The following is a 24178-nucleotide window of genomic DNA, read 5'->3' as shown; positions in this document are numbered from 1 at the left end:
GAGTAACCAGCCCTGGCGCTCCCAGTTGATCTTCCTGGCCATTGGGAACCGTACAATATTGTACGATTAGTTTTTTTTGTCTTTTTGTTATCACATCTGTATGACGTCATCACGATGACGCCACTCAACCCGGAACAAGGATGATATTTATGACGACGAGCCTGTTTATGCGCGTCAGTGGGATCACCGGCGAATCGCAGGATGCGTCTCACAAGGGATGGACGGACATACTTTCCATTGAATGGGGCGCGTCACAGCCAGCCAGTGCACATACAGGCGGCGGTGCAGGCGCTGGAAAGGTCAGCTTTACGGATCTTACCGTTATTGCCTTTACCGACAGCGCAACCCCCGCGCTACTGAAATACTGCGCTAGCGGTAAGCACCTGAGCAGACTGGAAATATCTGCCTGTAAAGCAGGCGGTTCACAAATGGAATACAACCTGATTACCCTTGAGGATGTGCTGATTACCCGTGTGAGTTACAGCGGCGTCAGCGGAGGCCTGGTGATTGCCATGCGATACGGATTTCAGGCGGCATCCGTTCGCCTGGCCTACAGGGAACAAACCGCCAGCGGCGGAAAAGGACCGGAATCGCTGACCGGATGGAACATTAAAGAGAACCGCGAAATCTGAAAAGGAAATCGGTATGACCGTGAGTATCACCTATGGACTGCTGAAAAGCATTGCAAATCGCTACATATCCGACCACCAGAAACACGATATTCAGGAAGCCAACTTCAGGGCGCTGCCTCCGGCCATGAACTTATGGTTCCCGCATTACGGCATCACAACAAAGCTCCGGGTAGCGCATTTTCTGGCGCAGTCCTGTGTTGAAACACAGGACTTCCTGTATATGACAGAAAACCCTGCACATGGCGGCAAGGAGTACGAACCTGATACAAGGGCGGGTCATAATGTAGGAAACAAATTTCCTGGTGATGGCCCCAAATACATTGGCAGAGGATTACTGCATCTTACCGGACGGGAAAATTATCAGAGATATGGTGATAAATTCAATGAAGACTTAGTAAACCATCCTGAGAGAGTGGCAGAAGAGTATTCTCTTGCCGTAAGAACCGCCTGTGCATTCTGGAGTTCAAAAGGATTAAATAGATTAGCCGACGATGACAACTTTATGCAAATAACCTACATCATAAATGGGGGATATAACGGAAAACCCCGAAGAGAAGAAGCGCTAAAGAAAATTAAACTGGCTCTTCACATAAAGTAAAAAACAGGGGGGCACCCCCTGTGCATGTTACCTCGAAGAGAAATCTTCCGTATGTCCATATATAGAATCAGATATAATATATATATTCTCAATGTCATTGCCACAGGATTCCCCTGTTTTAGAACCGACAGGGTAATCACCAGGAAGGTAAGATGAGTAAAACTCAGCAATTGCTTTGAATTTTTTGTTTGATTCAATCAGATAATATTGCCTATATAAATCTTCACCCAAGTATTGTTCTACAATCCCTCTATCTTTTATTTCAGATTGTTTTATTCCATCTTTCTTTGCTCTTCGGTACATCAGACGCTCGGCTTCTTTTTTACTTATTTTTTCAGAAGAAAGGCGAGTTATTTTTAAAATAGTGTCTTTTTTTGCAAGAATATCAACATATTTTTTATATTTTGAAGTATTGGGTAAGACACTATCCCATAAACCACCGAAGATTCGCCCGTCCGTATCTTTAGAACAGTCAGGCCCCGTATACACGGCTTCTGTTTTCCCTGCCGCATGCACCCCACCCGACAGCGCCAGCAATACACACAACATCATCCCTTTCTTCACGTTATCGCTCCTTTAACCGGAAACAGGCCAGCTATAGTGGACCCCCTGTCTGTTTATCCAATTTACCATAACAGGGGCCTGAAGCCTAACCGTACAGGAATGTGCCGTTTTTCGATTGTGCAAGAAAAAAATAAAAACCTTAATAAATGAGATGCCTGTTACACATTTCCGGGCGTCCAAATCACATCACGCACATTGACCGCGCGCGGGATCAACCCCAAGGCAAAAAAACGGTCGGCGATGGTTTGCTGATGCCGAATGGTTGGCATATCCATATCGTGCATTTGATGGCTGCGCCGTGCCAACGCCTGTTCCAGCGAACCGGCATCCATCGCTAATTCTGCCGCCAGACACTGCACCGCATCGTGACGCTGTGAATCAATATAGCGCCCGGTCTGACGCAACGCCTCCAGCAAATGCTGCATAATGTCCTCATGCTGATGAGCGAAGTCACGCCGCGCTAAATAAAACTGCTGGTTCAACACGCGCTGACGGCCATCGGCAATCACCCGCATCGTCCCACTCCGCTCCGCATCGCTTAACAACGGATCCCACATCATCCAGGCATCAACCGCATGATAATCGCTCGGCGTCAGTGGATATTTTGGTGGTGCGTAGACCACTTTTACCTCATCTGAACTCAACCCGGCCTCATCCAGCATTTGTACCAACAGATAATGCACGTTCGACCCTTTATTCACCGCGATACGCTTGCCGCGTAAGTCAGCAAGCGTGTGGATAGGGCTGTCGATTGCAGCGACCAACGCCACGCTTTGCGGCGCGGGCGGTTCCCAGCCGACATACACCAGCGGGCTACCGCTGGCCTGAGCGAAGATCGGCGGCACTTCGCCAGTATTACAAAAATCGATCTCATCATTATGCAATGCATGCAGTAACTGCGGCCCGGCCGGAAACTCACTCCACAACACGCTCACGCCTTGCTGTGCAAACAGCGTTTCAAGGCTTTGGCGCGCCTTTAATACCGCCAAATTACCGAACTTTTGATAACCAATGCGTAATTCACGCTCATGAGAACCGCCAAATGCGGCAGCGCGGCGCTTACTTACGCCATTGCTTGTTCGGCGGCCTTTAATCATGCCTAAATTGGCTAAATGCGTACGCAAGCTATGGCGGCTGATCCCTAATAGGGTTGCCGCCTGCAACTGGTTTCCTTCACTCACTTCCACGGCATTACGTACCAGCGACGTGACCATACGTTGATAAAGATTATCGGGCGCGTCGCGTAGCTGCTGGCGAATAAAATGCTCCAGTGAATCATCAACCGGCAAGGGCGCGTGGATCACTTGCTCAAGGCGAAGTTGAGCAGGCTGAATGAGATTTTCACGGCTCAGCAACACGGCATTATGCAGCGTATTTTCCAGCTCACGTACGTTTCCCGGCCAGGCATACTCCACTAACATCTGCATCGCCTCCGCCGTCAGCCTTAACTGCGGGCGCCCGAGGCGGCGCGAATAGAGCGCCAGAAAATGTTCCGCCAGTACCGGTATATCTTCACGCCGTTGCCGCAAAGGCGGCAACTTCACCGCCGCGACATTCAGACGATAGTAGAGATCTTCACGAAAACGTTTCTCCCGAATCGCTTGCGTTAAATCGACATGCGTCGCGGCAATCACCCGAACGTTAATGCCAATGGCCCGCCGTGACCCAACGCGGGTAATTTCCCGCTCCTGCAATACCCGTAGCAGTTTGACCTGCAAGGGCAGACTTAACTCGCCAATTTCATCTAGCAATAAGGTGCCGCCTTCGGCTGCTTCAAACCAGCCCTGATGGGTTTGCGTTGCGCCGGTAAACGCGCCTTTTTCATGGCCGAATAACTCGGCTTCAGCCAGGCTTTCGGTGAGCGCGCCACAGTTAACCGCCACGAAAGGTTGCTGGCGACGCAAGCTGTGATGATGCAGATAACGTGCAACCACCTCTTTACCGGTGCCGGTTTCGCCCACGATTAATACCGTGGCATCGGTTGGTGCCAGTCGGTCCAACACACTTTGAAACGCCCGTGAGGCGGGATCGATCAATACCGGGCTGTCGGCGGTGAAAAGCGGCGGGTTCTGCATAACAATAACTCCGAATCGGCGGCGAAAAAAAATCTTATCCTGCCCGGCACGCCGAAGCGAGAGGGGGAAGGCGGCGAAAGTTGCAAATGCGGCAGCCAGACACGCGTCACTGTTGCATTTGCAACAGTGAATCGAAAATTAGCCTTAGTCAATTCATTGAAAAATAGCGGTTTTATTTCTTTTCGAGTTGGCACGCTTTTCGCTTAATGAGTTATAACCAAAGTGAAACATTGCTTCGATAAATAACAGATATGGTTATATAGGAAATGCATAATGGCTGAGACGGCGAACGACAAAATCAACGTATTCTGGTTCCTTCCGACCCACGGCGATGGGCGTTATTTGGGGACCACTAAAGGCGGTCGCGCGGTAGATTTACCTTATTTACAGCAGGTTGCGCTGGCGGCTGACAATCTCGGCTACTACGGGGTGTTAATTCCTACCGGCAAAAGCTGTGAAGACTCCTGGCTGGTTGCCGCTGCGCTGGCGCCCATCACCCGTCATTTACGCTACCTGGTGGCGGTACGTCCTGGGCTTCAGCCGCCATCACTCGCCGCACGGATGGCCGCAACGCTTGATCGTTTGTCAGAAGGTCGGTTGCTGATCAATGTGGTTACCGGCGGCGATCCGGTTGAAAACAAAGGCGATGGTATTTTCCTTGGTCACAGCGAACGTTATGAAGTGACCGACGAATTCCTGCAGGTCTATTCACGCTTACTGAAAGGCGAGAAGGTGGATTTCCACGGTAAGCATCTTCGGGTTGAAGGCGCGGAAGTGTTATTCCCACCGGTTCAGGAACAGGGGCCGCCGCTGTTTTTTGGCGGCTCTTCCCCTGAAGCGATTGACGTTGCCGCCAATCAAATTGACACCTATCTAACATGGGGTGAGCCGGTTGAGCAGGTGGCGGAGAAAATTGCCGTGGTGCGCGAGCGGGCAACGGCGCGCGGACGCGAACTGGATTACGGTATTCGTCTACATGTCATCGTCCGTGAAACCGAAGAAGAGGCGTGGGCCGCCGCCGATCGGCTGATCGCCCATTTGGATGAGGAAACCATTGCGGCGGCGCAGAAAATTTTTGCCCGTATGGATTCCACCGGTCAGGCGCGGATGAGCGCACTGCACAAGGGTTCCCGCGAGAGTTTACGCATTGGGCCGAATTTATGGGCGGGCGTCGGGCTGGTACGCGGCGGCGCCGGTACGGCGCTGGTTGGCAATCCACAACAGGTCGCGGATCGCATCCGTGAATACCAGGCGTTAGGGATCAAAAACTTTATCCTTTCCGGCTACCCGCACCTTGAAGAAGCACACCGTTTTGCCGAACTGGTCATGCCATTGTTGCCACTGTCACAGTCATCACAACGGGCTGAACGGACGATTAACACCGGGCCGTTTGGCGAAACTATTGGCGGCGATAAGCGTCCGCAAGCCAGCGCAAGCTAACGGTAGATGCATACCGCAATGCGTTGCCAAAGAAATGAGGTATTGGCATGACGAAACGGGTGGTGATTATCGGCGGGGGATTTAGCGGGACGGCGCTGGCGATTCATCTGGCGCGTCAAACGTCATCGCCGCTGGCTATTACGGTGGTTGAACCCCGTGCTGCATTGGCGCAGGGCGTGGCCTACTCCACGTCTGATCCCGCCCATCGGATTAACGTCCCGGCGGAAAAAATGCAGCTTTCTGCGGCGGAACAGGGAGATTTTGACCGCTGGTATCGTCAACAAACCGCCTATACACAAGATACGGCGGCACGCTGGACGGATGGGAGCGTCTATCCGCAGCGTGGGGCGTTTGCGCGTTATATCGCCGAAAAGTTCGTTGAAGCCCAGCGTTATTCACCTGCCACGCTGAGCCATCTGCGCGACGAGGCGATAGCGTTACGCGACAACCACGTATTAACCCGTCAGGGCCAGTTAATCGCGGCGGATGCCGTGGTACTGGCGGTCAGTCATCCGCCGCCAGCATTACCCGGCATGATTGCCCGCTCGCTGGCCGGACATCCGGGGTTAATTGCCGATCCGTGGCGCCCGGATGCGCTTGAGGCGGTAAAACCAAGTGATCGGATTGCCATTATCGGGAGCGGCCTAACCATGGCAGATAACGTCGCTTCGTTACAGTTGCGCGGTCATGCCGGGCCGATCATCGCCTTCTCGCGCCATGGGCTATTGCCTCGCCCGAATGCCAATGGCGCTATTACACCGTGGCCGCTGGCGGCACTGGATGACCTGACGCTGTCACTTAATGACTGGACAGCATACATCCGCAGTGAAATTGCGCGTGCGGCAGAGCAAGGCACACCATGGCAGGCGGTGTTGGATACAGTACGCGCCAACGGGCAACGGATTTGGTCAGGTTTCTCTCTGGCAGAGCAGCGGCGTTTTCTGCGCCATCTACGCGCCTGGTGGGATGTACACCGTTATCGTATTGCACCGCAAGTCAGTCAGTTGTTAGAGCAAAAACAACAACAAGGAGCGTTGCAGGTGTTGGCGGCACGTTTACGTCAGGCCGCGTCAGAAGGCGATGCCATCAGGTTGCGCCTGTCACCGCGCCACGGTGCGCCGCGTGACATCAGGGTAGATAAGCTGATTGTTACCACCGGCCCGGCGCATGGCGGACTGTTGGAGAGCCAGCCGCTATTGCGTGAATTAGCCGCCAACGGCGAACTGCAGGCCGATCCGCTGCAACTCGGTATTCTGGTTAATGCGCACTCCCAAACTATTAATCAGGCAGGAGAGGCGAACCCGCGATTACTGGTCGTCGGCCCGGCGGCGCGTGGACGTTTTGGCGAGTTAATGGGGTTGCCGCAGGTTGCTGAACATGCCGAAGCGGTCGCGCAGCAACTGCTGGCAACAGTGCTGGCGCCGCAGCAGGAAGGACGATGTCTGGCTTAAGACTGGCACCTTAATTCTTATCGGGGCGATGCACTCGTCCCATCCTCAGATTTAACCATGATAACTACGAACCGGTCGGCTTAAGCCAGACCAGGATTCGCTGTGGAGAGCGCTATGTCATCGCAACGTGAAATTCGTTTGAACGCTTTTGATATGAATTGTGTTGGACACCAGTCACCGGGATTATGGGCGCACCCGCGCGATCGTTCCTGGCAGTACAAAGACCTGGAGTATTGGACCGATCTGGCGCGTTTACTGGAACGCGGCAAATTTGACGGCCTGTTTATTGCCGACGTCCTTGGGGTTTATGACGTGTTAAACGGCAACGGCGATGCCGCCATCCGCCAGGCAACGCAAGTGCCGGTTAACGATCCGCTGGCCTTAGTGACGCCGATGGCGCTGGTTACCGAACACCTTGGGTTTGGCCTGACCGCCTCGCTGTCGTTTGAACATCCATATCCGTTCGCTCGCCGCCTTTCCACGCTCGATCACCTGACGAAAGGGCGCGTCGGCTGGAATATTGTGACCTCTTATCTGGAGAGCGGCGCACGGAATATTGGCCACCAGGCGCAAACCGATCACGACGCACGCTATGACTATGCGGATGAATATTTGCAGGTGGTCTATAAGCTGCTGGAAGGCAGTTGGGAAGAGGGCGCGGTGCTGCGTGACCGCCAGCGGCGCATCTTTAGCGACCCGACAAAAATTCATCCGATCAATCACCGGGGGCATTTTTTCAACGTGCCGGGCATTCACCTGTGTGAGCCCTCACCGCAACGTACTCCGGTGTTGTATCAGGCTGGCGCTTCCAGCCGGGGTAAACAATTTGCCGCCGAACATGCCGAATGCGTATTTGTCGCCGCGCCGTCCAAAATCTTACTGAAAAAAGTGGTCAGCGACATTCGCCGTCGGGCGCAGGAGGTTGGGCGCGATCCGTACAGCATCAAAATTTTTAACCTGCAAACGGTGATTGTCGGTGAGACCGACAAGCAGGCGCAGGAGAAATGGCAAGAGTATAAATCCTGGGTCAGTTATGAGGGCGCGCTGGCGCTGATTTCAGGCTGGACCGGTATCGACTTTGGGCAGTATCAACCCGATCAGGTCCTGAAGCACTTGCATACCAACGCCATTCAGTCGGCGGTGGAGACTTTTTCCACCGCCGATCCAACGCGCCAGTGGACGGTGCAAGGATTAGCCGATTGGGTGGGGATTGGCGGGTTTGGCCCTTTGTTGGTCGGCAGCGCGCAAACCGTGGCCGATGAATTACAAGCATGGATTGAGGAAACCGATGTCGATGGTTTTAATCTGGCGTATGCCGTCACGCACGAGACGTTCCGCGACGTGGTTGAACTGTTAGTTCCCGAACTGCAAAAGCGCGGCGTCTATAAGCAAGAGTACGCGCCGGGCACGCTACGTGAAAAATTGTTCGGGCAAGGGCCACGTCTGAGCGCGCCGCATCCGGGCGTTAACTACCGGCAACCGGCCGATCGTCCGGAGAAAGCAGCGCTGAGCGGCGCGGGGGCGGTATGATCGAAATCGATAATTTGCATAAGCATTATCGTGCGCCCGGCGGCGGCGAGGTGGCGGTGTTAAAAGGCATCACGCTGCGGGTACCCGCCGGTTCGATTACCGCCGTTGTGGGGCCAAGCGGCGCCGGTAAATCTACGCTGGCGAAATGCATTAGCCTGCTGGAGAAGCCTGATAGCGGCAGCATCCGCGTCAACGGTAACGATCTCTCGTTGCTCTCCGGCGAAGCGCTGCGCCGTGAACGGCGGGCGATAGGCACTGTGTTCCAGTCCTCGGCGTTGTTGCAACGGAAAACCGCCTGGCAAAATATTGCTTTACCGCTGGAGTACCTTGGCGTGGTGCCACGCGATATTAACAAACGCGTCGCGACCTTGCTGGAAGCGGTCGGGTTAGCACACAAGGCAGATTTTTATCCTACGCAGCTTTCCGGCGGACAACGCCAGCGTATTGGTATTGCGCGCGCGCTGGCGCTGCAACCCTCGGTGCTGCTTGCCGATGAGGCCACTTCCGGGCTGGATCCGGATGCCACCGCCACGGTGTTGCAACTCCTGAAACAGTTACGCGATGAGTTTGGACTCTCGATCATCTTAATCACCCACGAAATGGATGCGGTACGTCGTGCGGCGGATGCGGTCGCAGAAATTCGCGACGGGCAGATTATTCAGCAAGGCGGCGTGGCGGAACTGTTAGCGCAGCCGGATTCGCTGCTCGGTCAACAGTTGTTCCCGGTCAATTCGCTGCCATCACACAGCGCATTACAACTGCGCATCACTTACAGCACCAGCAAACCGGTTTCAACCGATTGGATCAGCCGCCTTAGCCTCGCGCATAACCTGCACATTGAGTTGCTTGGCGGCCATGTCGAACGGCTCGACCGTGCATTAGCCGGTCGGTTGCAGGTGGCGGTGCGCTTTAACGACCGCCCGACGCCAACCGCACAATTGTTACAACATTTACAGCAGCTTGGCATCCATGCGGACGTGATCGAACAACCGCCACAGTTACGGGAGGCTGTATGAAGCAACCGGCGGATGTGATGAGTCAGGATACGCCCTGGAACCAAATTCATACCTTAATGCTGCCCGCCTACGGCGAAACCTGGCTAATGGTCGGTATTGTGATGCTGTTTGTGGTGGTGTTGGGCGGCGCGCTCGGCGTGGTGTTATTTAATACCTCTTCACGCGGATTGTTTCCCCATGCATCGTTGAATCGGGGGTTAGGCTGGCTGGTCAACATGGGGCGATCGCTACCGTTTCTGGTGTTAATGGCGGCGATTATTCCGTTCACCTTCTGGCTGACCGGCACCACGGTTGGTATTCCGGCAGCGGTGATCCCGATGATTGTGGCCGGGATCCCTTTTTTCGGCCGCCTGGTCGAGAACGCCTTACGTGAACTGCCGTCGGAAGTTACCGCGGTAGGGCTGGTTTCCGGCGGGTCGACGCTACAAATTATTACCCGCGCGCAACTTAGCGAAGCGCTCCCGGCGATTGTAGCGGCGATCACGCTGAATGTTATTTCGATGATCGAATACTCCGCCATCGCAGGCACCATCGGCGCGGGCGGCATTGGTTATCTGGCGGTGGTCTACGGCTATCAGCGCTTCGATAACCACATCATGATTGCCACTATCGTGGTGCTGATCGCCACTATTCAGGTGATTCAGTTTATTGGCGACCGTCTGGTTGCCGCCTTACGTCCTCATCAGGGAGCACAGTAATTATGTCTCATCAGGAATTTGAAATTAGAAAAAAAAGGCGTTGGCCGTGGGCGGTTGGCGCGGTGGTGGTGGTAGTCGCCGCTGGGGTGGGCTGGAAACTGACAGCGGGTCAGCAGCAGCAGTCCACCTTTGGCACCACGCTGAAAGTGCATTTTGAACCGGCCATGGCGGGTGAAGAACATCTAATCCAATACATTGGTCAGCATATCGCGCCCGATTATGGCATTAAGCTTACGGCGGTGGGGCTACAAGATCCGGTGCAGGCCGACCGGGCGGTGGCACAGGGCGAATATGCCGGCACCATTTATCAACATCAGTGGTGGCTCAAACAGGTGGTCGATGCCAATAACTTTAAACTGACCTCCACCTTGCCGGTTTTCCAGTGGGCATTTGGTATTTACTCCGATCGGTATCCTTCGATTGCGGCATTGCCGCAGGGCGCGGAAATCGTAGTACCCAACGATGGCGCGAATCAGGGGCAGGCGCTGTGGTTGCTGCAGCGCATTGGCTTAATTGGTCTGGATCCGGCGGTTGAACCGCGCACCGCGAAATTAAAAGATATTCAGCGCAATCCGCATCAATTTAAATTTAAAGAGTTGGATCTGTTAACCATGCCGCGAGCATTAAATTCGGTAGACGCGGCGATTGGTTATGTCTCGCAATTTGATGCCGGTAAAGTCCCGCGTGAAAAAGGGATCTTATTTCCGCCTGCGCCGAAAACGTTCGCTTCGCAATTAGTGATTGGCACGCCGTATTTAGATCAGGAGAATATTATTAAACTGAAAAAAGCGTTTGCCGATCCGCGTGTGCAAACCTGGCTGAAAGAGACCGATGACCCGTTAGTGAAAGGCGTATTGGTACCCGTTTCTCAACAATAGTTAATCGAGTGAAAACGCCCCGAATTAATTCCGGTTAATTCGGGGTTTTGTGCTGGATTAAAAATGAATGAACTTATTGAAAAAAAACAAAATAGTATGATTTTTTGATATTTGTTATCGCGCCGTATTCCTCTTATAACCATGGCTTCACCTGCAAAAAAGACAGAGGAAATGATGAGTATATTATCCGGGGATCCTGTATTTCCCACACCGAGGGCGGAATCAATGCCGGTGGGGTCGGTTAGCGATGTTGCACACTTAATTAATACCCGCAGTAAGAAAAATACTTATGCGCGCATGATAGTGTTCCTTGCCCTCGGCGGGGTATTTCTTGATGCTTACGATCTCACCACGCTTTCCTACGGTATTGACGATGTGGTGCGTGAATTTAACCTTACGCCGACCATCACCGGTCTGGTTACCTCGTCAATTATGCTCGGTACTATTCTCGGTAATTTAATCGGTGGCTGGCTAACGGATAAATATGGCCGTTATTCGGTGTTTATGGCCGATATGCTGTTTTTTGTGGTTTCTGCCATTGTCGCCGGGCTGGCGCCCAATGTGTGGGTGTTGATTGGCGCGCGGTTTCTGATGGGGATCGGCGTGGGAATCGATCTACCGGTTGCGATGTCCTACCTTGCTGAGTTTTCAAAATTCACCGGTAAAGGTAACAAGGCCGCGCGCCTCGCCGCCTGGTGCCCGATGTGGTATGCCGCTTCTTCGGTATGTTTCTTGATCGTTTTTGGGCTTTATTTCCTGCTGCCGCAACAACATTTGGCCTGGTTGTGGCGCGCCTCTTTATTATTCGGTGCGGTGCCCGCGCTACTGATTATTGTGGTGCGCAGTAAGTTTATGAATGAGTCGCCATTATGGGCAGCCAATCAGGGCGATCTGGCCGGAGCCGTACGCATTTTACGCGACTCATACGGTATTAACGCGCATGAAGCACCTGCGGAAGGCAACCCACCGCCCGGTAAAGCCCCCAAAGTCAGTTTTCGTATTTTGTTCCAAAAACCGTACCGCGAACGCACCCTTGTCGCCGGGGTGATGAACCTGTGTATTTCATTTGAATATACCGCTATCGCTTTCTTTTTGCCGTCGATCCTTGCGCAGTTCCTTGGTGCCGGGGTGTTTGAAACCATCTCGGCATCGCTCGGCTTAAACGCGCTGTTTGCCTTTACCGGCGGCCTGCTCGGTATGCGCCTGGCATGGAAATATCCCTCTCGCCACGTGGCGATTGCCGGTTTCGCTCTGCAATTTATCGCCCTGATTTCGCTGGCCTTAATCGGCCACCCGCAGGCGCTAACCGGAGTGGTGATTGCCATTTTGATGTTGGGCTTGTGGTTATTTGCTGAAGGTTTTGGTCCCGGCGCACAGCTAATGATCTATCCGGCACTCTCTTATCCCACTTCAATTCGCGCCACCGGCGTTGGTTTTAGCCGCTCGTTATCCGGCATTGGTAGCGCGTTAGCACTGTTTATTTTACCGATTCTGCAGGCGGCATGGGGCACCGATATGTTCTGGATTGTGTCGATTAGCGCAATTATCCCGATCCTTTTCCTGCTGGCAGTACGTTATGAACCCACGCATCAGGATATTGACGACCTTAACGATTCACGGAGCACTTTATGACTACGACATTTTTCTCGACCGGCACGGATTACGCTACCTTAATTGCGCGTTTCCGCCCGGTATTCGCCCGTATCGCCGAAGGTGCGCGTGAGCGCGAGCAACAACGCATTCTGCCGCTGGAGCTAATTCGTTGGCTAAAAGAGGCGGGCTTCGCCGCGCTACGTGTGCCGAAAGAGAAGGGTGGCGATGGCGTATCGTTACCTCAATTGTTCCAGTTATTAATTGAGTTGGCGGAGGCTGATTCCAATCTGCCGCAGGCGCTACGCGCGCATGTGGCCTTTGTTGAAGACCGACTTAACGCGCCGGAGGGGCCGGAGCGCGACCGCTGGTTTCGCCGTTTTCTGGACGGTGAAATTGTTGGTAGCGGCTGGACGGAGGTTGGCGAGGTGAAGCTCGGCAAGCTGAACACCCGTGTAACCGCAGATGGCAACGCCTGGCGGCTGGAGGGGGAGAAATTTTATAGTACCGGCGCGCTGTTTGCCGACTGGATTGACGTGCTGGCTGAGCGCAGTGATGGCGGCGGCACGGTGATTGCGCTGGTGAGTACCCGTCAACCGGAGGTGGAACGTCTGGATGATTGGGATGGCTTCGGGCAACGTCTGACCGGTAGCGGTACCACCCGTTTCTACCAGGCGCGGGTTGAAGGTGAACATCTGTATGATTTCGCCAACCGTTTTCGCTATCAGACGGCTTTTTATCAGCATGTCTTATTAGCGACTCTTGCCGGGATAGGGCGGGCGGTGGTCCGCGATGTTACTGACAGCGTGCGCAAACGTAAGCGGGTATACAGCCATGGTAACGCCGGGCAGGTGAAAAACGATGCGCAGGTGCTGCAAGTGGTGGGCAATATCGCCAGCCAAGTCTGGGCGACCGAGGCGACGGTATTGCGGGCAGCGCAGTCATTACAAGTGGCCTATGAAACGCACCTGAGCGACGATGAAGTACGGCTGCGTGAGGTAAATATTCTCGCTGAAGTTGAGGCGGCAAAAGCCCAGACCATTGCCAGTGAACTGGTGCCACGTGCGGCGACGGAGTTGTTTAACGCGCTTGGCGCATCGGATACGCGTCTTAGCAAAGCGCTGGATCGCCACTGGCGTAACGCGCGTACCGTGGCTTCGCATAACCCGGTAATTTATAAAACGCGCAACGTAGGGGATTGGTTAGTGAATGGTACCGAGCCCACGTTTATTTGGCAGATTGGGCAGGGGGAATAAATCTGGGGCGGCAAATAAGCCGCCCCAGGCATTTTTGGTACAGAATTTGGAAAAGATTTAGACAGATGGATATAACGGTTGCGCCTGCTTTCGCTACCACATAATATTCTGACGTAGGGACGCATAGGGATGGACAAACACAAGGAGTGTATTATCATGGCTGCGTTACGTTTCCCCTGTACGATATTCAAAACGCAAAAGTGGATGGATGATTACGGCGCTAAAGATATGCGCTGCGGCGATTTAACCGAAACAGAGTTAAAAAGGCGTTATCATCTGGTGGATGTTTCTACCAGAGTAGATCCTTATTCATTGACGAAAATCACCCCATTTAGGCAGCCTCAATCAATGTTTTATGGCGCACGTGGCGAGGGTGAAAAAATGACCCGGCGGGAGTGTGCCAGAGTTCTCTTTGATGAATTTCGTCACCTCTCGCAATCGTTCACCCTGTATGGCCCATACAAGTTTCTGATCGAAAAGATGATTACCCACATGCAGAACAGTAATGGTACCGCTTTTCGAGATATGGCGCTGGATAGGGCTTTGAAGGAGCATATTGTTAGAGATAGTACTAAAAACAGTACTCGGCTTTTACTAAAGGATAGCTTTGACAGAAACATTGACTGGGTAAATAATATCTATCCAGCCGAGAAAAAAGGCCAGTTAAGAGATGCGATACTTAGTGGTAGGCTACCGAAATTTGACAGATTAAAAGATCATTTTAACGGAATGGGGATCACCGTTCATGATATATGGTCCATGCATATCACCATAAAGTCACTGCATATTGCAGATAATCGCTACCGTGCTGTCATTCATTACAAGGTTCAGGATCACTTTGGGTTGGACAGTGATGATATTTCGAATTTTAAATTCTATCAGTTCCGTTTTTTTCGTATCTGGTTTGTACTACAGCGTTATAATCAGTTTGGTTTTAAACCTTTTATGGTCAATATGGACGTTAGTATAGAAATTACCGGAGAGCGCAATGAAAATAAAAAGTAAGATAATGCGTTATATATTCACTTTAGTAGGCTGTGTATTACTCGGCTACTTACTCTGGTTATCACTGCGCCCGGTTGAGATTATCGCGGTTCATCAGCGGAATAATTACAGTGATGTTCTGGTAAAAAATTTCCCGCTAACCGATAAAGGAAGAATAGAGTGGTGGCTGAAAAATAAGGATAGATTAAACCATCGTTATGATATTCCAAAGCCCGCATCCTATGGAGACTTTACTATTAATTTCTGGCTGTTTGGTAAGGGATATCAGAAAGAGGGAAAGGATGACAGACTCTGTTTCAGTGATATAAAAACAGAGGCTAATTGTATTGATAAAAATCTACTATTTGCTATAAATAAAAGTCAGAATTTTGGAGTCCGGTTTATTTCGTATGATGGTGATGATTACCAATTAGGAAAAAACGGCGAAATAATTAAAATTAATCGAAAATAAAGAGTAATACATACGCTTAAAAATCCTCTGGATTTTAATGGGGAATTTAAGCGTTTTAAAATGGACAAGTTTAAAAGAAGGAAAGAAGGATTGAGTTCTATGAAAAAAATTAATAACATTTTAATTATTTGCATGCTGTCTCTTAATGCTAGCGCTGCATTCACTGAACCAGAAATGAGTCAGTTAGAAGAAATAAACAATAAGGCAATAAAAAAAACGGAAGACTCCAGACGTATACTGGATAGCACCATAAAAAAACAATATCAAATCTGCCAGAACAAAAAAAACAGATAATAAAATTAGAAAGAACATGGGATATCACAATCAGGGAAAAATGCAAGCTTTTGACATCCGAATCCAGGAGCACAGATGCCGAAATTGCGATGGAAAACGCATGTTTATCCGATGAATACAAATCTGCAGCAGAGTTTTTCGAAAAACTAAATTATTAAGTACACAACCGTTCCTTGTTCATTTTTCCTTGCGAAAAGTATCCGGTAAATTCTGTCATAGATATGTTACTGCATAAATTACGGATGGCGTAACGAAAATAAAAAGTAAGATAACACGTTATACATTTATCTTAGTAGGTTGCGTATTACTCGGTTACCACACCCTCTTTTATCTCAAAATCCCACTCTTAACCCCTAATCTGACTACCTCTAAAATTGATTATAGTTTGATCTGCTTAAATTTTGAGTTATATTAGACGGCTCTCAAGGAAAGAAACCTCTGTGAATAAAAAGGAACTTAGATATGTATTACAGTAGACAGGTGGCTGATAAACTTCAAGCGGATAGGATTCTCGCCTTACAACTGGAAAAAGCGTTATCTGGTGTAAAGGACGGTGTAGTAGACAATCTTAAACGGATGGAAGGGGGTGTGACCAGAGCCTCTTGGTATCTCTCCTGTTTTACTGAGAACTATCAGGATGTCTGCTCCAGATTAAAAAGGGAGGACTATCGATTTGGCAAAGCTATAGTCAGGCTGTTGAAAGGAGATAAAGTCATTTATCTCATGATCCTGTTGTTTGTTAATCTCATGCTGGCTGGTCGAAGCGTCCAAGATCTAAGAATCATTCAGACAAAACTACTATCCCTCGGTGTAAACATATCTAACTCTTTCTTAACCAGCCAAGCTTTATCCGCAGCCCTAACCACCTCTATTTCTTTTAGTCTAAACTTTAGAACCAAATTTATCGGTAATTTAAATAGAGTCTCATCCTTTGGGGTCTTCTTATCCAGCACCTACGGATATATCCAAAAGGCCTCCGAAAGTGCTCGTCGCTTGAGCCACACTAATCCTGAGTATTACCGCGTCCTGTATCAGAATGATGTGGAGATGCTGTATTTCATCATCGAACCTGCCATAGTCCCAAAACTTTTACTGAATAAGGTATTTCATCCCAAGCAGCTAAGCCCGGAAGAGATCGCTCAAGCCTTTGCCGAATTAGCCAGGTAGTAAAACAGGATAGGTAGGGGTTCTTATTCAGCGTACCTCTATCTACCTATTTTTTATTTACGCATACACGTATTCCATATATTCTAAAGGCACACTTATCTCAAAGGCGTCAACATGCTGAACTATATTAAGAAATGGCTTAAATACCAATGCTCCTATGTAGCGTGGACAGTTTTTCCCGTGGCCTTGGTCGCTTTATTTTTCATCATGGCTGTCTCTTACTTCCCATCACATGCTCATATCGCTACCCTTGTTTTCATTCTGTGTGTGGCCATTTTTATTGGCGTCTACCCAGGCAATAAATAAAAAGGAATTTTAAAATATGTCTACCCCGTCTCACCTCTGGCTTGAAGATGAAACGGGTGTGCTTACAAAACGACCCAAATCAAAGAAGAGGGCATTATTTATCTGCTTTCCACTTCGCCGTATTGACATCGACCTTCACCGGCAACATACCAATGCGGGTAAACGTATCGGCCAGCGTTTGTTGCTGACTAAAAATCGCTGGCGTCATCCGCGCGGCGCCGTAGGGCTGGCGCGCCAGGGTTTTTGCCCAAATAGGCTGTGGCAAGCCGGTTGAGGTCGATAAAATTTTTGCCGCATCATCCGGATGTTTATTGGCCCAGTCACTGAGTGAGGAAAGTTCATCCACCACTTTTTTCGCCGTAGCCGGGTAGCCATCAGCAAACTTCCGGCTGGCGAGATAGAAGGTGTAGTGCGGCACCAGACCTTCAGCATTTTTAATCTGCCGCGCGCCTTCATTCGTCTCAACCTCTGCGAGGTACGGATCCCAAATCACCCACGCATCAATCGCGCCACGCTGAAAAGCGGCGCGGGCATCGCTCGGTGGTAAGTAGACCGGGGTAATCGAGGAGTATTTCAACCCGGCCTGTTCCAGCGCGGTGACCAACAGGTAGTTAACGTCAGAGCCCTTGTTCAGCCCCACGCGCTTTCCTTTCAGATCGGCAACGGTTTTTATCGGGGAATCTTTTGGCACCACAATCGCTTCGGTCTGCGGGTTCGCAGGTGAGTGCGCCAGATAGACCAGATCGGCCTGGGCCGCTTGCGCAAAAGCGGGCGGCACATCGCCGGTTGCGGCGAGGTCAATACTGCCAACATTTAACCCCTCCAGCATTTGCGGCCCGGCGGGAAACTCGACCCAACTGACATCAATCCCCTGACGTTTGAAATCTGCCTCCAGCGTCCCGCGGTATTTCAACAGGGCGAAAATATTCGCTTTTTGATAGCCAATGGTAATTTTTTTCGGCAGCTCTGCTGCCCATGCCGAACCGCTAAGTCCGGCTAACAAAATTGCCGTAACGAAGGCGTTCTGTCGTCTATGCTGTTTCATTTGCGATTTACCTTACCTGTTGTCCGTTATACGCAGCCGAATGGATAAAGCCTTAATAATCAGCAACTATCCTGCCGACAGAGAACAAAAAGCGAAAAGTGTTTATTTGAATAAGTTATGATGAATCGCTAAATGCTTTTTTAAATTTTTGATTGCTGAATAATGCATTAGGTTGGTTTGCGCGTTGCGGCGCGTCGTATCATCGCCGTCATTCAGTATTCGCACAGGAGCCAACATGACCGGTCATCCCCGGGAAGAAGAGGAAATCTCCGCTGTCACCATGCCGTTGCGGTGGGTTGGGTTGATCGCGCTTTCAATCCTATTTATCGCCGCGCTGGAAAGTTTGCATTTACCGGCCGCGCTGTTACTGGGGCCGATGGCGGCAGCGGTCGTGTTTGCCGCCAGCGATCGTATGTTAGCAATACCCCGGCCACTGTTCTGGCTCGCTCAAGGCGTGGTTGGGGCGATGATCGCCCGCGCGATCCCGGCCTCTATTTTTATTGAAATCACCAAGCAGTGGCCGATATTTGTCGGCTGCGTATTGTCAGTGATCGCTGCCAGTACATTGTTAGGTTGGTTGCTCACACGTTGGCAGGTGTTCCCCGGCTCGACGGCGATTTGGGGTTCATCGCCGGGCGCCGCAACCGCCATGACGCTGATGGCCGAGAGTTTTGGCGCGGATGTCCGCTTAGTGGCATTTATGCAGTATCTGCGCGTGGTGATTGTTGCGGTAGTCGCCACTCTGGTTACCCGGCTTTGGGTTTCACCGGGCGGCACCCATGCGCCAGCACTGGTGCTATTCGCGCCGGTTGCCTGGGGAGGGCTTGCCGTCACTCTAATTATGATTGCGGCCAGCGTAGCGGTGGCGCGTTGGTTACGCATCCCGGCCGGGCCGTTACTGGTTAGCCTAATTGTCGCGGCAATCTTGCAAGACACCCACAGCCTGACGATCGAACTTCCACAGCTGTTACTGATGTGCGCTTATGCGCTGGTTGGCTGGACGATTGGCCTACGCTTCAACCGCGCGATCTTACGTTATGCGGCAAAAGCCACGCCGCGCATTTTGTTGTCGATTCTGAGTTTAGTGGGGCTGTGCGGGCTGTTCGCCGTGGTATTGGTACGGGTTGCCGGTATCGATCCGCTCACCGCTTATTTAGCAACCAGCCCCGGCGGCGCGGATTCAGTGGCCATTATTGCCGCCTCCAGCAACGTGGACATGCCTTTTGTGATGGCAATGCAGACCGGACGCTTTATTTTGGTATTGTTGATTGGCCCTGCGCTGTCGCGTTTTATGGCGCGAAAATTCGCGCCCGACAGCGCACCAAAAACCGCCCGGTAAACAGGGCGGCAGGGCGTTATTCAAAGGCGTAGCTGATGGAGACGCCCACACCATAATTGCGGCCGGGCGCCGGTTCGAAATAGCGTCCGTTGCCTTCATTAACAATCACTGAGCCAACATAGTGGCGGTCAAACAGATTATCGACGCGCCCAAACACATCCAGTAGCCAGTTTTCATGACGGAATTTATAACCGCTATTTAATGCCGTCACGCTATAGGCCGGTGCTTGCGCACTATTTTGATCATTAGCCTGAATATCGCTCATATAGCGAATTTCCGCCCCGGCGTACCATCCTTCCTCCGGAACCCAACCGAGCGACGCATACCCCATATTGCATGCAATACCGGGCAGGCGGCTACCGCGTGAAATAGTGGCATCTTCTGAACAAGCCGCGTCACCGCATACCGGGTTGCGATATGTCGCATCAAGCAACGTCCAGGCCATACGCAGCCGCCAGTTCTCACCAAATTGCTGGTCTAGCGATAACTCCGCGCCGCGCCGACGGGTTTGTCCGGCATTTTTATAGCTGGTACGTCCGTTCAGGCTCTCATCCACCACTAACTCGTTTTTGGTGTCGGTCTGGAACAAGGCAGCGGTAATCAAACCGTTGCCGACTCGGGTTTTGCTGCCGACTTCAATCGTATCGCTAGTGGAAGGTTTAAGATCGAAGTTAAGCCCGCTACGGTTATCCGAGCGATAAGACAGCTCATTAATGGTTGGCGTTTCAAAGCCACGTCCGGCGGAGAGATACAGATTCCAGGCATTGGTTAATGCATAGTTGAGCGAGGCGGCCGGTAACCAACGGTGATAACGCGCATCACCGCTATCATCGCCGTTACCGGCGGTAATAAAGTGATCGTTAGAATCGAAATTCACGGTACTAAAACGCACGCCGGCATCAAAACGCAGTTTTGACGTGAGCTGCCATGAGGTTTGCAGATAGGGATCGACATTCCACATCAAATTGCGTTCATTACGGCGCAAAGCGCCTTTGGTACCAAGCTGGGTTTCGCCATTTTCAATGACGAAGTTCTCATACCCTTTGCGCTGTTCGGACAGCGTTTCGTAATCAAGGCCACCGGTTAAGGTGACCGGCACGCCTGCCAGGCTATCGCGGTGAGTCCAGCGTGTATCAATCCCCTGATAGTGGCGCGTAAGATCGATGACTCCGCCAGGGTGCTGTGGGCTCCGTTGCTGAACAAACACCGGGATAGACTGATATTGCACCGTCTCGCGCTCCCCGGCATACATCATGACGCTGAGGTCATCATTTTCGCCCATCTGCCGTTGATAGCGCAGACCGGCCTGCGTTTGTCGGGTGGTTTTACGGGTATTAAATTGTTCTGCGCGCGGCGATTGCGTCGGGTTACTGTGCCACTCTTCATCGGTCAACCCACCGGGATCTTGCGCATCAATATCGACGCTATTGAACAGCAAGGTGAGGGTGCTGACATCATTAATCCGTACGCCGAGTTTGGCATTGGCGAGGTTTTTTTGTGCGCTGCTGCGGTCGCGATAGCCATGGGTGGTAAAACGCGTCGTCGAGACGGCGTAATTTACATCGCCAGCCTGGCTGCCATCACCGACGGCGCCGGTCGCTTTCAAACCGTAACGCCAGCTACCGTAACTGCCGTAATAGCTGCTGGCTTCAACGGTAGTGGGCTGTGAGCCGGTGACCGTTTCAACGTTCACCACCCCGCCAGAGGCATTGCCGTAGAGTGCGGAAAAGGGGCCGCGTAATACTTCCACTCGATCCACCGAGTTCAGATCGATATTCGAGGTTTGCCCCTGACCGTCTGGCATCGTCGCCGGAATGCCATCAACATAAATTCGCACGCCCCGCACGCCATACATTGAGCGCGAACCAAAACCGCGCACCGACAACTGTAGGTCTTGCGCATAGTTTTGGCGGTTTTGAATTTGTAACCCCGGCACGTTACCCAAGCTTTCTGAGAGATTTATGCGCGGCGTGGCTTGCCGTATATCATCGCCGTTATCCACGCTAACCGCCGCTGGCGTGTCCAGTTCGGAGAGCCCGTCAGAGGAGGCGGTCACCACCATGGTTTGCGCGCTATCGCTGGCGTCAGTATTCTGCGCCGCCGAGGCGCTCCATGGCAATAATGCCGATAAGATAAGCAAAGGTGCGGTGTGTTTTATGCTGATAACCTTCATTTTTTTCACTTAGTTCTGTCATTAAACATCAATCATTATACGTTGTTACATTGTGAAATGCGGAAAATGACGCAATTAACCGACGAATTTTTCCAGACGTGGGTTTATCAACCGCGGCTCAATCTTAGGCGGCTAATTTTTCTGCCGGGTTAAATCCGTTTTTCAGTGGTTAACACTGCCGATTTAAGTGGGCGCTATTATTCTGCGGTTCGATTTGTAAAAAGCAGAGATGTTATGCTTTTTTAGTTCATTATTAATAAGTTACCTTAACTCTGACCGCTATTGTGCGCACTTTAATGGCGCGGTACTCTGCCTCTCTTATTATCCAGGCACCCACTTCACTACTGGAGTAAACAATGACAAGCAGGCCAGCGGGCGAGGCGTTGCCACTCGCGCCGGTTACGGATGAGTACCGCCTGACGGCGAAACGCTCCCTGCTGTGGCGGCTGATCGTTCCGGCTTTTGTTGCCGTTGGGTTGCTGGTCTGCGCGACGGCCTTTTTTGTTCCGCGCGCTGTGGTTAGCGATGCCATTGACCACGCGGTGGATAAAAGTGTGCTGACGGCAAATGAAATGAAAACGTTGCGGGCGTTTTACTCCGATAATGTCGCGGCGCGTGCGCTGAAGGACAACATTCCGGTCAGCGCCAATTATCATCAGCAGCCGGGGGCGATCCCGGTTCCCACGACGTTTATTTTGGATGTCACCAAAGCCATCAGTAATGAAAATCAGCAGGTGGCGCTGGTTAGCCCCTATCCGTGGCCAATGCGCCACACGCGTCGCCTCGATAACTATCAGCAACAGGCGTGGGATTATCTTACTCAGCATCCGAATGGCCGATTTATTCAGCGGCAAAAAGTGGACGGGCGCGAATGGTTGCATGTCGCAATTGCCGATCGCATGGAGCAGAGTTGCGTCGATTGTCATAACCACAGTCCGCAGTCGCCAAAGCGTGACTGGAAGCTGGGTGATGTCCGCGGCATTATTGAAGTTAGTACGCCACTCACCGCTATTCATACGTCAGCCGTGTTGTTGTCATCCAAACTCACCGCCGGAACCGTCGCTGCCGGTCTGTTGTTGCTGGTTCTGCTCCTGCTACTGGGCGCTAACCTGGCCCGGCCGCTGCAAACCCTGATCCTCACCATGAACCGCATCGGCAAAGGTACTAAATCGGTTGCCATTCCCCATTTACAACGTTCCGATGAGTTGGGTGCGTTAGCCCGGGCGCTGGCGCTACTTCAGCAACAGATTAGCGAGCGTGCGCAAGCCGAAGCGCGGATTAGTCATCTGGCGCATCACGATGTTCTGACCGGGCTGCTCAATCGCCATACCTTCGAGCAGTTATTAAATAAACATCTGCAAGCATCGCCGCCTAGCGCGCTGCTGCTGATCAATCTGGATCGTTTCAAAACCGTCAATGACACGCTCGGTCACCCGATCGGCGATGCACTATTGATTGCCGTTGCAGATCGGTTGCAAAAGCTCACGCAAAGCGGGGATTTGCTTGGGCGGCTGGGCGCCGATGAGTTCGCCTTACTGCTGCCGGTAGATGACGGTTCCGATGCGGCAACGCCGTTTGCGGCACAAATTATTAAATCCCTGGCGCAGCCGTGGTTAATTGACGGGCACAGCCTGGATATGGAAGCCAGCATTGGTATTGCGTTGGCGCCCGGCGATGGTGACAGCGCGGAAATGTTGATTAAAAACGCCGACATGGCGCTTTATCGGGCCAAGAATGAAGGGAAAGGGCTGTACCGTTTCTTTGAAACCGCTGCCGATACCCGCATGCAGGCGCGCCGGGCGCTGGAAATTGATCTCCGTGGCGCGCTCTCCCGTCAGGAGTTTGAAGTTTATTACCAGCCACTGATGAAGCTTGATACACAGCGGCTCTGTGGCTGCGAGGCCTTGATCCGTTGGCGTCACCCCGAGCGGGGGATGATCTCGCCGGCGGAGTTTATTCCGCTGGCGGAAGAGATTGGCGTGATCACCGCCATCGGGCGCTGGGTGTTGGAAACCGCCTGTCAGGAGGCGCGTAACTGGCCAGTGGCGATGAGCGTTTCGGTTAACCTTTCGCCGCATCAGTTTCACAGTGAAACGCTGGTGGATGATGTTCAACATGCGCTGAAGATTTCTGGCCTTGCCGGACATCGCCTCGACCTGGAAATTACCGAGGGAGCCATGATGAATGACACCAATGCGAATCTTGATACCTTACATCGGTTACGCGCGTTAGGCATTCGAATTTCAATGGATGATTTCGGCACCGGTTACTCTTCTCTCAGCTATCTACAAAAATTCCCGTTCGATAAAATTAAGATCGATCAGTCGTTTATCCGTGATATGGACCATACCCGCGAGTCAATGGCGATCATTCGGGCGATAGCCGGTTTAGGTGCGAGCCTCGGTATGATAATCACCGCCGAGGGCATTGAAACCGCCGGGCAACTGCGCAAGGTACAGGCCGAAGGCTGCGATGAAATTCAGGGGTATTATTTAAGTCGCCCATTACCGGCCGATAAATTAGGGGAGTTATTGGCACTCTTTGTGGCTGGCAGGCATCCGCTACAGCAGGGGAGCGTTTCCTAAATTTCGATAAGAGCCATTTGCTTTTTATCGCTAAGCTTTTCAACTTTGGTTAGTTTTCCCGCCAAGGCTGCCCGGTGATAATCAG

Annotated in this window: 20 protein-coding genes; 16 read left to right on the top strand and 4 right to left on the bottom strand. The window is 51.8% G+C overall.

The window, feature by feature from the left end:
* The first annotated feature begins 149 nt into the window (after nucleotides 1–149).
* Both PMPD1_RS11310 and PMPD1_RS11305 read left to right on the top strand, forming a co-directional pair.
* On the top strand, nucleotides 150–632 hold the full coding sequence (locus PMPD1_RS11310) for an Hcp family type VI secretion system effector (RefSeq protein ID WP_173634130.1): 483 nt from the start codon (nucleotides 150–152) through the stop codon (nucleotides 630–632).
* Between the two features lie 13 nt (nucleotides 633–645).
* On the top strand, nucleotides 646–1230 hold the full coding sequence (locus tag PMPD1_RS11305; RefSeq protein WP_173634129.1) for a glycoside hydrolase family 19 protein: 585 nt from the start codon (nucleotides 646–648) through the stop codon (nucleotides 1228–1230).
* Between the two features lie 27 nt (nucleotides 1231–1257).
* Here the strand turns inward: PMPD1_RS11305 and PMPD1_RS11300 are convergent, their stop codons facing one another.
* Both PMPD1_RS11300 and PMPD1_RS11295 read right to left on the bottom strand, forming a co-directional pair.
* Complete coding sequence (locus PMPD1_RS11300) at nucleotides 1258–1794, bottom strand: hypothetical protein (protein ID WP_173634128.1); 537 nt, start codon at nucleotides 1792–1794, stop codon at nucleotides 1258–1260.
* Between the two features lie 158 nt (nucleotides 1795–1952).
* A complete protein-coding gene (locus tag PMPD1_RS11295) occupies nucleotides 1953–3869 on the bottom strand; it encodes a sigma-54-dependent Fis family transcriptional regulator (protein WP_173634127.1) in 1917 nt (638 codons plus the stop codon).
* Between the two features lie 273 nt (nucleotides 3870–4142).
* Between PMPD1_RS11295 and ssuD the strand changes: the two genes are divergently transcribed.
* From ssuD to PMPD1_RS11235, 12 genes are all read left to right on the top strand, one after another.
* Nucleotides 4143–5309, top strand: coding sequence for an FMNH2-dependent alkanesulfonate monooxygenase (gene ssuD / locus PMPD1_RS11290; RefSeq protein ID WP_173634126.1), 1167 nt, complete (start codon nucleotides 4143–4145; stop codon nucleotides 5307–5309).
* 47 nt (nucleotides 5310–5356) lie between these two features.
* Nucleotides 5357–6760 carry an FAD/NAD(P)-binding protein gene (locus tag PMPD1_RS11285; RefSeq protein WP_173634125.1) on the top strand — a complete coding sequence of 468 codons (1404 nt, stop codon included), beginning with the start codon at nucleotides 5357–5359 and terminating at the stop codon, nucleotides 6758–6760.
* A 114-nt stretch (nucleotides 6761–6874) separates the two neighbouring features.
* Nucleotides 6875–8290, top strand: a complete 1416-nt coding sequence (locus PMPD1_RS11280; protein WP_173634124.1) for an LLM class flavin-dependent oxidoreductase — start codon at nucleotides 6875–6877, stop codon at nucleotides 8288–8290.
* A complete protein-coding gene (locus PMPD1_RS11275) occupies nucleotides 8287–9306 on the top strand; it encodes a methionine ABC transporter ATP-binding protein (protein WP_173634123.1) in 1020 nt (339 codons plus the stop codon). The genes PMPD1_RS11280 and PMPD1_RS11275 overlap by 4 nt, the downstream gene beginning before the upstream one ends.
* Nucleotides 9303–10004: a methionine ABC transporter permease gene (locus PMPD1_RS11270; RefSeq protein ID WP_173634122.1), complete on the top strand. Its 702-nt coding sequence runs from the start codon at nucleotides 9303–9305 to the stop codon at nucleotides 10002–10004. Before PMPD1_RS11275 ends, PMPD1_RS11270 begins: the two co-directional genes overlap by 4 nt.
* A gap of 2 nt (nucleotides 10005–10006) precedes the next feature.
* Entirely contained in the window at nucleotides 10007–10882 is an 876-nt protein-coding gene (locus PMPD1_RS11265; protein ID WP_173634121.1) for a MetQ/NlpA family ABC transporter substrate-binding protein, read from the top strand.
* 174 nt (nucleotides 10883–11056) lie between these two features.
* Entirely contained in the window at nucleotides 11057–12514 is a 1458-nt protein-coding gene (locus tag PMPD1_RS11260) for an MFS transporter (RefSeq protein ID WP_173636198.1), read from the top strand.
* Nucleotides 12511–13728 carry an acyl-CoA dehydrogenase family protein gene (locus tag PMPD1_RS11255; protein ID WP_173634120.1) on the top strand — a complete coding sequence of 406 codons (1218 nt, stop codon included), beginning with the start codon at nucleotides 12511–12513 and terminating at the stop codon, nucleotides 13726–13728. Before PMPD1_RS11260 ends, PMPD1_RS11255 begins: the two co-directional genes overlap by 4 nt.
* A 156-nt stretch (nucleotides 13729–13884) precedes the next feature.
* On the top strand, nucleotides 13885–14733 hold the full coding sequence (locus PMPD1_RS11250) for a YPO3983 family protein (RefSeq protein ID WP_173634119.1): 849 nt from the start codon (nucleotides 13885–13887) through the stop codon (nucleotides 14731–14733).
* Complete coding sequence (locus PMPD1_RS11245) at nucleotides 14717–15184, top strand: DUF943 family protein (RefSeq protein ID WP_173634118.1); 468 nt, start codon at nucleotides 14717–14719, stop codon at nucleotides 15182–15184. Before PMPD1_RS11250 ends, PMPD1_RS11245 begins: the two co-directional genes overlap by 17 nt.
* Nucleotides 15185–15283: 99 nt before the next feature.
* Nucleotides 15284–15478, top strand: a complete 195-nt coding sequence (locus tag PMPD1_RS11240) for a hypothetical protein (RefSeq protein WP_173634117.1) — start codon at nucleotides 15284–15286, stop codon at nucleotides 15476–15478.
* A gap of 462 nt (nucleotides 15479–15940) precedes the next feature.
* Nucleotides 15941–16645 (top strand): hypothetical protein, encoded by a 705-nt coding sequence (locus PMPD1_RS11235; protein WP_173634116.1) that lies wholly within the window; start codon nucleotides 15941–15943, stop codon nucleotides 16643–16645.
* 400 nt (nucleotides 16646–17045) lie between these two features.
* Here the strand turns inward: PMPD1_RS11235 and PMPD1_RS11230 are convergent, their stop codons facing one another.
* Nucleotides 17046–17996: an aliphatic sulfonate ABC transporter substrate-binding protein gene (locus tag PMPD1_RS11230; protein ID WP_173634115.1), complete on the bottom strand. Its 951-nt coding sequence runs from the start codon at nucleotides 17994–17996 to the stop codon at nucleotides 17046–17048.
* Between the two features lie 235 nt (nucleotides 17997–18231).
* Between PMPD1_RS11230 and PMPD1_RS11225 the strand changes: the two genes are divergently transcribed.
* Nucleotides 18232–19335, top strand: a complete 1104-nt coding sequence (locus PMPD1_RS11225; RefSeq protein ID WP_173634114.1) for an AbrB family transcriptional regulator — start codon at nucleotides 18232–18234, stop codon at nucleotides 19333–19335.
* Between the two features lie 16 nt (nucleotides 19336–19351).
* Here PMPD1_RS11225 and pqqU read toward each other — a convergent pair whose 3' ends face one another.
* Nucleotides 19352–21508, bottom strand: coding sequence for a TonB-dependent receptor PqqU (gene pqqU / locus PMPD1_RS11220; protein WP_173634113.1), 2157 nt, complete (start codon nucleotides 21506–21508; stop codon nucleotides 19352–19354).
* Between the two features lie 356 nt (nucleotides 21509–21864).
* On the opposite strand from pqqU, the gene PMPD1_RS11215 reads away from it, so the two are divergent.
* On the top strand, nucleotides 21865–24093 hold the full coding sequence (locus PMPD1_RS11215) for an EAL domain-containing protein (RefSeq protein WP_173634112.1): 2229 nt from the start codon (nucleotides 21865–21867) through the stop codon (nucleotides 24091–24093).
* Nucleotides 24094–24178: the final 85 nt, after the last annotated feature.

Origin of the sequence: Paramixta manurensis, from assembly GCF_013285385.1 — a bacterium.
GTDB lineage: Bacteria > Pseudomonadota > Gammaproteobacteria > Enterobacterales > Enterobacteriaceae > Paramixta > Paramixta manurensis.
The sequence above is the reverse complement of the archived record's forward strand: the minus strand, read 5'-3'. Positions and strand labels throughout refer to the sequence as shown.

Excerpts from the sequence above, each read along its gene's own strand:
- pqqU (WP_173634113.1), bottom strand. The coding sequence starts at position 21,508 with ATGAAGGTTATCAGCATAAAACACACCGCACCTTTGCTTATCTTATCG.
- PMPD1_RS11280 (WP_173634124.1), top strand. The coding sequence starts at position 6,875 with ATGTCATCGCAACGTGAAATTCGTTTGAACGCTTTTGATATGAATTGT.
- PMPD1_RS11305 (WP_173634129.1), top strand. The coding sequence starts at position 646 with ATGACCGTGAGTATCACCTATGGACTGCTGAAAAGCATTGCAAATCGC.
- PMPD1_RS11230 (WP_173634115.1), bottom strand. The coding sequence starts at position 17,996 with ATGAAACAGCATAGACGACAGAACGCCTTCGTTACGGCAATTTTGTTA.
- PMPD1_RS11245 (WP_173634118.1), top strand. The coding sequence starts at position 14,717 with ATGAAAATAAAAAGTAAGATAATGCGTTATATATTCACTTTAGTAGGC.
- PMPD1_RS11275 (WP_173634123.1), top strand. The coding sequence starts at position 8,287 with ATGATCGAAATCGATAATTTGCATAAGCATTATCGTGCGCCCGGCGGC.
- PMPD1_RS11235 (WP_173634116.1), top strand. The coding sequence starts at position 15,941 with ATGTATTACAGTAGACAGGTGGCTGATAAACTTCAAGCGGATAGGATT.
- PMPD1_RS11240 (WP_173634117.1), top strand. The coding sequence starts at position 15,284 with ATGAAAAAAATTAATAACATTTTAATTATTTGCATGCTGTCTCTTAAT.
- PMPD1_RS11270 (WP_173634122.1), top strand. The coding sequence starts at position 9,303 with ATGAAGCAACCGGCGGATGTGATGAGTCAGGATACGCCCTGGAACCAA.
- PMPD1_RS11310 (WP_173634130.1), top strand. The coding sequence starts at position 150 with ATGACGACGAGCCTGTTTATGCGCGTCAGTGGGATCACCGGCGAATCG.
- PMPD1_RS11225 (WP_173634114.1), top strand. The coding sequence starts at position 18,232 with ATGACCGGTCATCCCCGGGAAGAAGAGGAAATCTCCGCTGTCACCATG.
- ssuD (WP_173634126.1), top strand. The coding sequence starts at position 4,143 with ATGGCTGAGACGGCGAACGACAAAATCAACGTATTCTGGTTCCTTCCG.
- PMPD1_RS11255 (WP_173634120.1), top strand. The coding sequence starts at position 12,511 with ATGACTACGACATTTTTCTCGACCGGCACGGATTACGCTACCTTAATT.
- PMPD1_RS11285 (WP_173634125.1), top strand. The coding sequence starts at position 5,357 with ATGACGAAACGGGTGGTGATTATCGGCGGGGGATTTAGCGGGACGGCG.
- PMPD1_RS11260 (WP_173636198.1), top strand. The coding sequence starts at position 11,057 with ATGAGTATATTATCCGGGGATCCTGTATTTCCCACACCGAGGGCGGAA.
- PMPD1_RS11215 (WP_173634112.1), top strand. The coding sequence starts at position 21,865 with ATGACAAGCAGGCCAGCGGGCGAGGCGTTGCCACTCGCGCCGGTTACG.
- PMPD1_RS11295 (WP_173634127.1), bottom strand. The coding sequence starts at position 3,869 with ATGCAGAACCCGCCGCTTTTCACCGCCGACAGCCCGGTATTGATCGAT.
- PMPD1_RS11250 (WP_173634119.1), top strand. The coding sequence starts at position 13,885 with ATGGCTGCGTTACGTTTCCCCTGTACGATATTCAAAACGCAAAAGTGG.
- PMPD1_RS11265 (WP_173634121.1), top strand. The coding sequence starts at position 10,007 with ATGTCTCATCAGGAATTTGAAATTAGAAAAAAAAGGCGTTGGCCGTGG.